General features: G+C 65.2%; 8 protein-coding genes and 1 other RNA gene. 6 read left to right on the plus strand and 3 right to left on the minus strand.

Annotated elements, in window-relative coordinates:
- The first annotated feature begins 81 nt into the window (after positions 1–81).
- The 6 genes from VGV07_RS06430 (at position 82) to VGV07_RS06455 (ending at position 10,670) form a co-directional block, all read left to right on the plus strand.
- Entirely contained in the window at positions 82–1,455 is a 1,374-nt protein-coding gene (locus tag VGV07_RS06430) for a TolC family outer membrane protein (RefSeq protein ID WP_326867864.1), read from the plus strand.
- Between the two features lie 133 nt (positions 1,456–1,588).
- Positions 1,589–1,963, plus strand: a complete 375-nt coding sequence (locus VGV07_RS06435) for a hypothetical protein (RefSeq protein ID WP_326867865.1) — start codon at positions 1,589–1,591, stop codon at positions 1,961–1,963.
- A 215-nt stretch (positions 1,964–2,178) separates the two neighbouring features.
- Positions 2,179–2,844 (plus strand): DUF2497 domain-containing protein, encoded by a 666-nt coding sequence (locus VGV07_RS06440; RefSeq protein WP_326867866.1) that lies wholly within the window; start codon positions 2,179–2,181, stop codon positions 2,842–2,844.
- 186 nt (positions 2,845–3,030) lie between these two features.
- Positions 3,031–5,877, plus strand: coding sequence for a valine--tRNA ligase (locus VGV07_RS06445; RefSeq protein ID WP_326867867.1), 2,847 nt, complete (start codon positions 3,031–3,033; stop codon positions 5,875–5,877).
- A gap of 10 nt (positions 5,878–5,887) precedes the next feature.
- Positions 5,888–6,889, plus strand: coding sequence for a CorA family divalent cation transporter (locus VGV07_RS06450; RefSeq protein WP_326867868.1), 1,002 nt, complete (start codon positions 5,888–5,890; stop codon positions 6,887–6,889).
- Between the two features lie 157 nt (positions 6,890–7,046).
- Entirely contained in the window at positions 7,047–10,670 is a 3,624-nt protein-coding gene (locus VGV07_RS06455; RefSeq protein WP_326867869.1) for an AsmA family protein, read from the plus strand.
- On the opposite strand, the gene VGV07_RS06460 is transcribed toward VGV07_RS06455, so the two are convergent.
- The 3 genes from VGV07_RS06460 to ssrA all read right to left on the minus strand — a co-directional run.
- Positions 10,667–10,876: a ribbon-helix-helix domain-containing protein gene (locus tag VGV07_RS06460; RefSeq protein WP_326867870.1), complete on the minus strand. Its 210-nt coding sequence runs from the start codon at positions 10,874–10,876 to the stop codon at positions 10,667–10,669. The two genes, VGV07_RS06455 and VGV07_RS06460, sit on opposite strands and share 4 nt — an antisense overlap.
- 7 nt (positions 10,877–10,883) lie before the next feature.
- Positions 10,884–11,375 (minus strand): SspB family protein, encoded by a 492-nt coding sequence (locus VGV07_RS06465; RefSeq protein ID WP_326867871.1) that lies wholly within the window; start codon positions 11,373–11,375, stop codon positions 10,884–10,886.
- 129 nt (positions 11,376–11,504) lie between these two features.
- Positions 11,505–11,640, minus strand: a transfer-messenger RNA (tmRNA) gene (gene ssrA / locus VGV07_RS06470); the annotation flags it as partial.

Below are 11,640 nucleotides of genomic sequence, written 5' to 3' on the forward strand. Positions count from 1 at the left end.
AAACCTCGCAACACTTGAGTTGCGAGGTTGTGCGTCCCATGTGCCCGACGTAACGTCGGAAGGCTGTCGGAGGTTTTGACTATGCGTTTCCTGGGGGCAATGCGGGCGGGCGCCCTTGCCGTTTCACTGAGCATGCTGCCGACGCTGGCGCATGCGGAGAGTCTGAGGGCGGCGCTGGAAAGCGCGTATCAGAACAATCCCAACATCATGTCGGCGTTGCTCAATGTGAAGGCCACGGCCGAGAATATCGCGCTGGCAAAATCCGGCCAGTTGCCTTCGCTGGGCCTGTCGAGCAGCATTGGCGGATCCTGGGAGCAGCCGCAGGGCGGGGAATTCAACACCGCGGCCAGTGTCTCGACCGGCATCAACTACAGCCAGACGCTGTTCGACAACTACAAGACCGACGCCGAGATCGAGCAGGCCCGGGCCGGCACCGAAGTGGCCAAATACGCGCTGCGCAACGCCGAGCAGAACGTGCTGCTGGCCGTGGTGCAGGCCTATTACGCGGTGATCCGCGACACCCAGCTGGTGCAGCTGCGCTCCGACAATATGGCGTTCTTCGATGCCCAGGTGAGCTCTTCGGAAGATCGTCTGCGCCTCGGTGAAGGCACTAAGATCGACGTGTCGCAGGCCAAGACGCGCCAGGTCGCCGCGGTGGCGCTCTACCGCTCGGCCATCGCTTCCCTGCAGACCAGCCAGGCGAGCTATGAGCGCTGGGTCGGCCACAAGCCCAAGAATCTCACGTCCGATTTCAACTTCGGCAAGTCGCTGCCGACCTCGATCGACGGCGCCATCGCCTCGGCGCAGGAGCGTCACCCGGCGCTGCTCTCGGCTCGTGCGGCGATCCGCGTGGCCCAGGCCGGATCGGATGCGGCCAGCGCCTCGTTCGGCCCGACCCTCAGCCTGATCGGTGCGATCGATGCGACCACCAGCTATTCCAGCAAGCTCGGCGGCACGAGCAGTGCGCTGGGCGGTTCGGCCAAGCTGTCGCTGTCGATCCCGATCTACTCGGGCGGTGCGTTGTCGGCGAGCCTGCGCAAGGCCAACATCCAGCAGATCCAGAGCGAGGTCGATGCGCTGTCGGCCCGCGACGAGATCAAGGAGTCGGTGATCTCGGCCTGGTCGACGCTGCAGAACTCCACTTCGCAGATCGACTCGGCCCAGGCCGCGGTCAGCTCCAGCCAGTTGGTGGTTGATGGCACCATCCAGGAGCGCGATGTCGGCCAGAAGACCACGCTCGACGTGCTCAATGCCCAGGCCGAACTGACCTCGGCGCGCGAGCAGCTGATTACGGCGCGCTCGACCAAGATGATCGCCGCGTTCTCGTTGCTCGCCGCTTCGGGCAAGCTGTCGCCCGAAGTGCTCGGCCTGCGCGTCGCGATGCACTCGGCCGACGGCTATATCGCCAATGTCGAGGATGTGTGGGCCGAGCTCCGCGCCCTCAGCGACGACTGATATCGGCCGCCTGGTCCGGATGGACCGGGCCTCGATGCCGGCATACCCTCAGAATCAGGCCGCGATGCGTATCCCGCGTCGCGGCCTTTTTTTGAAGCGGCCGCGAGGGCGACCGCAAGTTTTGGGGGAAAGCATGAAGTCACTGCCGTTCTGGTTCATCATGGTTGGCGCCGTGTTGGCGCTGCTCGGTATGGCGTGGGGCATCCAGATGGCCATCACACAGGATCACGCGCTGGCGCCAGGGCACGCCCACAACAATCTCGTCGGCTTCGTCACCATGGTGATCTACGGGGTCTACTACAAGTTGGTCCCCGCCGCGGCACAGACGAGGCTCGCGCTGGTGCACTTCTGGGTGGCGCTGCTCGGCGCCCTGACTATTGGGGTCGGCGTGGCCATGGCGACTTCGGGGCAGGGCGAATGGCTGGCCCAGATCGCTTCGATTGCAACGATCGTCGGCATGGGCATCTTTGTCTACATCATCTTCCGCAACCGGGCGGCGCTCGCCTGAGGCTCCGGGTCAAGCGCCACGAAACTGTCGTCCCCCGGAAATCCCTGGGGGAAGACGCCATGGCTGGTGTGCCGCCGATTCACAAAGCGCCATCGCTTGCACTAAATTGGATGCACACGATTCGGTCATCGCGCCGAATCCGTCCAAAGTGCGGCCGCGTATCTGGCGGGTAATGTGAGGCAGTTATGAACAAGCCAGCGCCCAAAGAGCCCTCGATGGACGAAATTCTGTCGTCGATCCGGCAGATCATCGCCGATGACGACGCCGGAGCGGCGCCCAAGAAGCCGGTGATGCCGGCGCCCGCGCCCGCCCGCAGCTTCGTGCCGCAGCCGGCCCCGCGCCCCGTCGAGCCCGAACCCGAGCCGCTGGCACTTTCGTCCGAACAGATCCTGCGCGACACCGCAGCCGAAGATGGCGCCAAACCTGGCCTCAGCTTCTCCGAGCTGGTGGGTGGCGGCGCCCCGGCTCCTGAACTGGACGCCACGCTGATCGATCCGGACGACATCTCATTCGAACAGGAAGAGGAGCCAGCACCGGCTCCAGCCCCCGTTCTTGCGCCGCCCCGCGCCGCAGCGCCGGCCTATGAGCGCCCGGCGCCGCGACCGGCAGCTTCGGTCGCGATGGCTGCCCCGATGCCGGACCCGTCGCTCTCCGCCGATCTTGCCGAGGAGCTGCTCGAGCCGACCACCCAGTCGGCGGTAAAGAGCACCTTCGCTCGCCTCTCGGGCCTATCGACGGTCACCAGCGGCGTGACCATCGAAGACATGATGCGCGAGATGCTGCGCCCGATGCTGAAGGAATGGCTGGACGAGAACCTGCCCTCGGTGGTCGAACGCATGGTCGAGAAGGAAATTGCGCGGGTTTCGCGCGGCGGCAAGTAAGCCACTCACACGCACTCTGTGGTTGGATGCGGTGCTCGAGCGAGGCTCTTGCATCCACCTACCTTCCGTCACCACATCCGTTTGTGTTGACTTCCCCCTTACGCCTTTGCTTTAGACCTAGCCACTGAGTTCTGGGGCCCGCCGGCGCTTTGGTGCGCGCGGGCCGTTTGCCGTTGGAAACCACCGATGCTTGAGAAGACCTACGACCCCGCCGCCGTCGAAACCCGCATCTATGAGCAGTGGGACAAGGCCGGTACCTTCAAGGCCGGGGCTGGGGCCAAGCCCGGCGCCGAGACCTTCTCGATCGTCATTCCGCCGCCCAACGTCACCGGCTCGCTGCATATCGGGCACGCGCTCAACAACACCATCCAGGACATCCTGATCCGCTTCGAGCGCATGCGCGGCAAGGATGTGCTTTGGCAGCCCGGCACGGACCACGCGGGCATCGCCACACAGATGATCGTCGAGCGCCAACTGGCCGAACGCCAGCAGCCTGGCCGCCGCGAGATGGGGCGCGAGAAGTTCCTCGAGCGCGTCTGGGAGTGGAAGGCGGAGTCCGGCGGCACCATCCTCAACCAGCTGCGTCGCCTCGGCGCTTCGGCCGACTGGTCGCGAGAGCGCTTCACCATGGACGAGGGCCTTTCCGAGGCCGTCCGCAAGGTGTTTGTCACCCTCTACGAGAAGGGCCTGATCTACCGTGCCAAGCGCCTGGTCAACTGGCACCCGGGCCTTGAGACAGCCATCTCCGATCTCGAAGTCGAGAACATCGAGACCAACGGCAAGATGTGGCATCTGCGCTACCCGATCGAGGGCAGCCCCGAGACCATCACCGTCGCCACCACCCGTCCCGAGACCATGCTCGGCGACGTCGCGGTTGCCGTGCACCCCGAGGACGAGCGCTACCAGCACCTCATCGGCAAGCACGTCATCCTGCCGATCGTCGGCCGCCGCATCCCGATCATCGGTGACGAGTATGCCGACCCCGAACTCGGCTCGGGCGCGGTCAAGATCACGCCGGCGCACGATTTCAACGATTTCGAAGTCGGCCAGCGCCATGGCCTGAAGCCGATCAACATCTTCACCACCACGGCCAAGCTCAATAACACTGTGCCGGCTGAGTATCGCGGGCTCGACCGCTTCGACGCGCGGACCAAGATCATTGCCGAACTCGAGGCATCGGGCGTTCTCGTCTGGGTCGACGACAAGAAGATCATGGTGCCGTATGACGAAAAGTCGAAGCTCATCGTCATCGAGCCGTTCCTCACCGACCAGTGGTTCGTCAAGGCCGACATCCTCGCCGAGCCGGCCCTCGCCTCGGTGAAGGAGGGGCGGACCAGGTTCGTCCCCAAGGCCTACGAGAACACCTATTACGCCTGGATGGAGAACATCAAACCCTGGTGCATCTCGCGCCAGCTCTGGTGGGGGCATCAGATCCCGGCCTGGTATGGCCCGCGGCTGAGCACGGACCCGGATTTCAACAACCGCGATGCCGGCCTCAAGTGCTTCGTTGCCGACAACGAGGCCGAAGCGATCAAACTTGCCCAAGCGTATTACGGCAATCGCAAGATCGAGGTCTATTCGGGCGGCGTGAATGCGCCGGACTACGCCAAGGCGGTGAGCGGCTTCGACACCACGCAGCGCGATCGCTTGAATGCCGACACCTGGAACCTGCGCAAGCACCGCGATCCGTTCGCCGAGCTCAGCGACAGCAAGGTGCCGTTGCATCGCGACGAGGACGTGCTCGACACCTGGTTCTCGTCGGCGCTGTGGCCGTTCTCGACCATGGGCTGGCCCAACCAGACCCCGGAGCTCGCCAAATACTACCCGACCGATGTGCTCGTCACCGGCTTCGACATCATCTTCTTCTGGGTTGCCCGCATGATGATGATGGGGCTGGAGTTCACCGGCACCGAGCCGTTCCACACCGTCTACATGCATGCCCTGGTCCGCGACGAGAAGGGCCAGAAGATGTCGAAGACCAAGGGGAACGTCATCGACCCCCTGAACCTCGTCAACGAATACGGCGCCGACGCCACGCGCTTCACCCTCGCCGCCATGGCGGCGCAGGGCCGCGACATGCGCCTCGCCATTGCCCGCGTCGAGGGCTACCGCAACTTCGTCACCAAGCTCTGGAACGCCGCGCGCTTCCTCGAAATGAACGGTTGCGCCCGTGTCGAGGCGTACGATCCCAGGAAGAACACGCTCGCGATCAACCGCTGGATCATCGGCTCGACTGCCCGGGCCGTGGCGAGCGTCACCGCGGCGCTCGACGACTACCGCTTCAACGAAGCCGCCAATGCCGCCTACGATTTCGTCTGGGGCACGTTCTGCGATTGGTACATCGAGCTGGCCAAGCCCGTGTTCACCGGCGAGGACGAGGCCGCGAAGGCCGAGACGCAGGCGACCGCCGCCTTCGCGCTCGACCAGATCCTGAAGCTGCTGCATCCGTTCATGCCCTTCGTCACCGAGGAGCTGTGGGCCGAAACCGGCAAGACCGGCCCGGCGCGCGAGAAGCTGCTGATCATCTCGGAATGGCCGGAACTGGCCGGGCTGGAAGACGAAGAAGCGCAGGCCGAGCTCGATTGGCTGGTGTCGCTGATTTCGGGCATTCGCTCGGTCCGCCAAGAGATGAACGTTCCCGCCGGCGCCAAAGTCAAGCTGCTGGTCGTCGGGGCAGGCGAGACTACCGGCACCCGCGTCGAGGCTAATCTCTCGGCCCTGACCCGACTGGCCCGCCTCGATAGCGTCGACTACACCTCCGACGTGCCGCGCGACTCCGCCCAGTTGATCCTCGGCGAAGCAACTTTCGTGCTGCCGCTCGCTGGTGTCATCGATCTGGATGCTGAGCGCGGTAGGCTTAAAAAGGACATCGCCAAGGAGACGGTCGAGATCGACAAGATCGACAAGAAGCTGAGCAACGAGCAGTTCCTTGCCAAGGCCGCCGAAGAGGTGATCGAAGAACAGCGCAGCCGCCGCGCCGAGGCGGAGGACCGCCGTGGCCGCCTCACCGAGGCTCTGTCACGCCTGAGCTAACGGAACCCCGATGGGTGAAGCAATGCCGGCCAGCAACCAGCGCCAGCCGATCAAGGACTGGATGACCATCGTCCAGTTCGACGGTCGCGGTGGCGTGCGCAAGCTCGAGGAAGCCGAGGAGGCGTCGTTCACCACCCCGGCGAAAGGCTTTGCGCTGATCTCGGGCAACTCGCGAGCGCCGGAGTTCAAGGTCTGGCTGAAGCGCGAGCTCGGCGACTTCAACGCCGATCTCATCACCGTGCCTTCGACCCGCAGCCGCTGCACCGTGCTCGATGACCGGGCGCTGGTGGTGCTGCGTGTCGCCCGCCCCGGGGCCGACCCCGAGGATGTCGGCCGACAGCTGCTGACGCTGTGGATCGAGAAGGGGCGCGTCATCATTGCGTCCGAGCTCAACATCGTTGAGTTCCTCGGCATCACCCAGTGGCAACAGACGCATCACGCGCCGGTTTCCCCGGCGGACCTCGTCGCGCGCCTTGCGCTGCGGGCGGCCGACCGCATCGAGCCGCTGATCGAACGCATGGGCGACAACCTCGACACTATCGAGGAAACCCTGATGCTGAACCGCGCGGGGGACAGCCGCTCGCGACTCGCGCACCTGCGCCGCACCCTGATCAACATGCGCCGGCTGATCTGGCCACAGCGCGACGTGCTGACGACGCTCGAAATCGAAGACCTGAGCTTTTTCACCGCCCGCGACCGGGTGCGGCTGCGCGAGGCAGCGGCTCGTACCGCGCGGCTTGGCGACGAGATGCAGACGTTGTCGGAGCGGGCCGTGCTGGTGCACGAGCAACTGCTCGATACCCGGGCCGAGCAGATGAACCAGACCATGCTGCTGCTCGCCGCCGCAACGGTGGTATTGATGCCGTTGACCGTGATCAGCGGGATCCTCGGCATGAACGTCGAGGGCATTCCCTTTCACAACAGTCCCTATGCGTTCTGGATCGTCACTGGGTTCCTCGGCGTGCTCGGGGTCGCCATCTACCTCTTCATGCGCAAGAAGAAATGGATGTAGGGGCTTCGGGCGACTCGCACTTCGCCAAAGTCCGTTCACATCAGCGGCACTTGTGTCGCATAAGCCACGATAGTGATGCCGAGGCACCGTTCAACGCGTGACGGGGCATGAGCCATTGCCTACAATTGATTGAGTTCTGAGGAGATTCACCGGCCCCGTGCTCAACCGGCTCTACATCGTCGTCGGCGTCATCGCGATCCTGCTGCTCGCCGCGGCCTTTGTCGTGCCCAGTTTCATCCCCTGGGGGCAGTACCGCGATCGCCTCGCCGCCATCGCCGGCGAGGTGCTCGGCACCCCCGTGCGGATCGAGGGCGATGTGGCTTTCTCGCTGTTGCCGCAGCCCAAACTGACCTTCTCCAATGTCAGCGCCGGGCGGCCCGAGGCGCCGAGCCTGACGGTCGAGCGGGTTGAAGCCGATTTCTCGCTGATCGATTTCCTGCGCGATCGCTACAATGTCACTGAGCTGCAGCTCGACGGGCCGACGGTATCGATCGAGGTGGCGGCCGATGGCTCCGTGAATGCGGGCATCGCGCTTGCTCGGGCGGTGAGCAGCAACATTTCGGTTGCCAATGCGGTGGTCAGCGGCGGTACCGTCAAGCTGCATGATGCGCGGGGCGGCGAGACCTACATCGCTTCGAACGTTACCGGCGACGTGAAGCTCGAGGCGCTGCGCGGCCCGTTCTCGTTCCAGGGTACCGGCAATGTCGACGGCACGGTCTACGCGTTGCGCCTCACGACCGGTCAGCTCGATGCTGAGGGTGGCGGGCCCCTCGCCATGACGCTGAGGCCGGCCGACGAGCGCTTCACCCTGTCGGCCGAAGGCGTTTTGACTCCGGGCCTGACGCCCGGTTTCAGCGGCACCATGACCTACCGCCAGCCACCAGCCAGGCCGGCCAAGGATGGGGCAGAAGATGCGGGGCAGGGCGATCTGGTGATGACCAGCAAGGTCGAAGCCAGCCCCAGCAAGGTGCTGCTTTCAGACTATGTGGTGATCCCCGACGAGAACCGTGCCGCCACGCGCCTGCTTGGCGCAGCCGATGTGACGCTCGGTCGTGGCATGGCGTTCAACGCCGTGATCTCCGGCGGATTGCTGGCACTGCCGCCGCGCGATGCGACGGCCGAGCAGGCCGTTGAGCCTTACGAGTTGATCCGGCTGCTGCGCGAGTTGCCGCTGCCGCCGGCACCGGGCATTCCCGGTACTATTGGCCTCGATGTCGCCGAGGTGAACCTGCGGGCGTTCTCACTCCGCAACGTTCGGCTCGACGCAACGGTCCATGATGGCGGTTGGACGGTGCGCGGGCTGACCGGCGTCCTGCCGGGCGACACCCGCGTATCGCTCGCCGGCGAGGTCACGACCGAGACCGGTAAGCCGGAGTTCTCCGGCAGGCTGTCGCTCAAGTCGCAGCGGCTCGATGCGCTTACCACGCTGTGGCGGAAGCCGGCCGCCGGCAACCCGCTGTTCGGCATGCCGGGATCGATCGAGGCGCGCGTCGACCTGGTCGGCGAGACGCTTTCGGTCAGCGATGGACGTATCGAGCTCGAGGGCGAGGCGCGCTCGTTCTCGGCGCAACTCGGGCTCGGTGCGACGCCCGACCTTCACCTCACCGCCGACATGGGCCAGCTCGGTGCGGCGCGCAGCGCAGCGCTGCTTGCCCTGCTGCCCGACCTCAATGCCGATGCAGCGTTTCCTGCGAGCTTTCCGAAGGGGGAGTTCGAGTTTGTCGCCGACAGCATGACGCTGGGCGGGCTCAATGGCCGGGCGCTTTCCGCCAAGGGCTCATGGGATGGCGGGGTGCTGGTGATCGACGACATCTCGGCGGGCGATCTCGGCGGTGCGAAATTCAAGGCGTCGCTCACCGCTTTTGGTTCGATCACCAGGCCGGAGCTCTCCGGCTCGGGAACCCTCACCGTTTCGTCCGCCGATGCCCCGGCGCTGGCGAGCTTCTACCAGGCAATCGGTGCATCGACGCCGTTGAGCCGCTTCCTCGCGCGGTCACTGCCGGCCGACCTGGCGTTGCGGCTCGATGCGCCGAGCGGGGACGGTGCGCAGAGCCTGGCGATCTCCGGCCGACTGGGCACGGCGGAGGTGGCAGCCGACGCCGAGCTGCAGGCCGGGTTCCTTCGCGCGCTGTCGGGGCCGGTGAAGATCCGTCTGGATATGAAGTCGGCGGATTCGACCGCGATGACCTCGCAACTCGGGCTCGGCGATGTCCGCCTGTTTGCTTCAGGCGAGCCGATACACCTGGTGGGAGTCATCGACGGCAACATCGCCAACAGCCTCGAGACCACGGTACTGGTCGAAGGCGGTGGGGATTCGCTGGGCTTTTCCGGCAACCTCATCGTCACCGATCCAGCGGCTTATGGCGGCAAGGGAACAATCAAGGCGACCCTCGCCGACCCGAGCGCGGTTGCCGAATGGCTCGGCGCCGGAGGGGTTTCGTTGCCCGCCATCTCGGCCTCGGCCCGCGTCGGTTTTACCGGACTCGCCGATATTGAGCTGTCCGATATCACCGGTACATCTGGCGGCGAAAGCTTCAGCGGTGCGCTGAAGCTGGCCAATCGCGGTGCCACCCGTGCCATCAGCGGCAATATTGTCGCCGGACAGGTGGACATGGGTGGGCTGCTGCGGACCCTGACCGGACCGGCGTCCGAGCTCGCCGGCAGTGGCATCTGGCCGGATGGACCGCTGGCCACGGGTGCCGTGCCGCGCACCACCGTCGGACGCGTTTCGGTCACCGCGCCGGCCCTGGCAACGGCTGGCAAGCCGCTGGTCACCGACCTCGCCTTCGATCTCGATTGGGATGCCACGACCACCCGCCTCAGGAACCTGACCGGCAGGCTCGGGACCGGCTCCGTTGGCCTCGAACTCGCCGTCTGCTGCTCCGGCCCGCTGACCGACAAGCAGGTCACCGGGCGGATCTCGCTCACCGGCGTGTCCCTCGACAGTATTGCGCCGCCACTTGTGGCTGAGGCGCTTGACGGCGAACTCGATGCCTCGGGTCGGTTCGACGGCACCGGTGGTTCGGTCGCCGGGATCATCGGCGCGCTGACCGGCGAGGGCACCTACACGGTGAGTGGATTGAAGATCGAGCGGTTCGATCCGCAGGCGATCGGCGAAGTGACCAACCTGGACAAGCTGCTCGAGATGCAGCCCGAAGAGTTGAGTGCCCTGATCGAGGACCGGCTGGATGATGGCCCATTCTCAGCGCCGAGGGTAACCGGCAGCTTCAATGTCGCGGGCGGCGTGTTGCGGAGCCCGAACCTGTCGATTGAAGGCGATGGCGGCCAGCTGTTTGGCAGCGGTTCGGTCCGCCTCGATGATCTCGTCCTTGCTGGCGACTACACCGTTGCGCCGACGGCGGTGACGCAGGCGGCGTTGGTTGATGCTGGCTCGGCCCGCGCCTCGGCAAGACTTGGCGGCACCTTGCTGGCGCCCGAAAGAACCTTCGATGTCTCGGGCCTGGTCGACGCCATAATGGTCAAGGCCTACGAAGCCGAGGTGGCGCGGCTGGAAAAGCTGCGCGAAGAGGATGAAGCGCGGCGCGCCGCCGAAGAGGCTGAAAAGGCGCGACTTGCCGCAGAGGCTGCCGCCATTCGGGCAGCCGACGAAGCTGCTACGAAGAAGGCGGCCGAGGAGGCCGCCGCGAGGAAAGCGGCGGAAGAAGCCGCAGCCAAGCAGGCCGCAGACGAGGAAGCCGCACGCAAAGCCGAGCAGGAAGACGAACTGCGCAAGGCGCTGGAGGAGTTCAACCGGCCGATGGATATCGGGCTCGGGAACTAACTGGAGCGATCGCGGTACCAGGCAAGTACGGCAAGCCGCACGGCCGATGAGAGGTTCGGGGCTTCGCGTTCCTGATCGATCTGGGCGATCAGCGCCGCAATCGATTTGCCGCCGGCAAGCGCCATCGCCTCGAGCCCGGCCCAGAATTCGGTTTCGATGGCAATGCTGGTGCGATGGCCAGCAATGGTCAGCGAGCGCTTCTCCACTGCGCCATCACTTCTTGCGGAAGCTGTCGAGGCTCACGACCTTTTCGCCCTGTGCCTCGGGTGCCGCAATCGGCTTGACCGGAGCGTCGGCATGCGGTTCGTCCGCGGTCTCAGGCTCGATTTCGCCATCGTCGCCGACGACGCGCTCGACATCGAACTGCAGGCCGAATTGCACGGAGGGGTCGAAGAAGCCCTTGATGGCCGAGAACGGGATCGCCAGGAGTTCCGGTCGCCCATCAAAGGAAAGCTCGACTTCGAAGCCGGTTTCGGTGACCCTCAGTGCACCGAACTGGTTCTGCAGCACGATGGTCATTTCCTTGTCATACTGCTCGAGCAGCCGTTGGCTCATCCGGACTCCCGGCGCCTTGGTGACGAAGGAGATGAAGAAGTGGTGGTCGCCGGGCAGGCCAGTCCGCGCCACTTCGGACAGCACCTTGCGCACCACGCCGCGCAGCGCTTCCTGGGCCAGAATATCGTAGCGGATCAGGTCTTCAGCCATATCGTCCTTGCGTGCGGGGGAATCCCCGTAGGGGGCCATATCACCGCTCGGAGGGGGACAATTCAAGGCAAAATGCTACTCCGCGCCCGTGATTTGGGGACGCGGGTGCGATCGCCGGCGGGTAAGGGAAGTGCAGGCTTCTGTTGCCAGGTGCCTGCGAACCCCGCCTGTCGGACTGCTAGGCCCGGAGGACTTCTAGTTCAGGTGCCGGCGCCGCATTAAGCAGCGATAGCAACCTTAGCATAGTTGTCGTTGGCAACTATTA

The sequence above is a fragment of the Devosia sp. genome (assembly GCF_035944845.1).
Classification (GTDB): Bacteria; Pseudomonadota; Alphaproteobacteria; order Rhizobiales; family Devosiaceae; genus Devosia_A.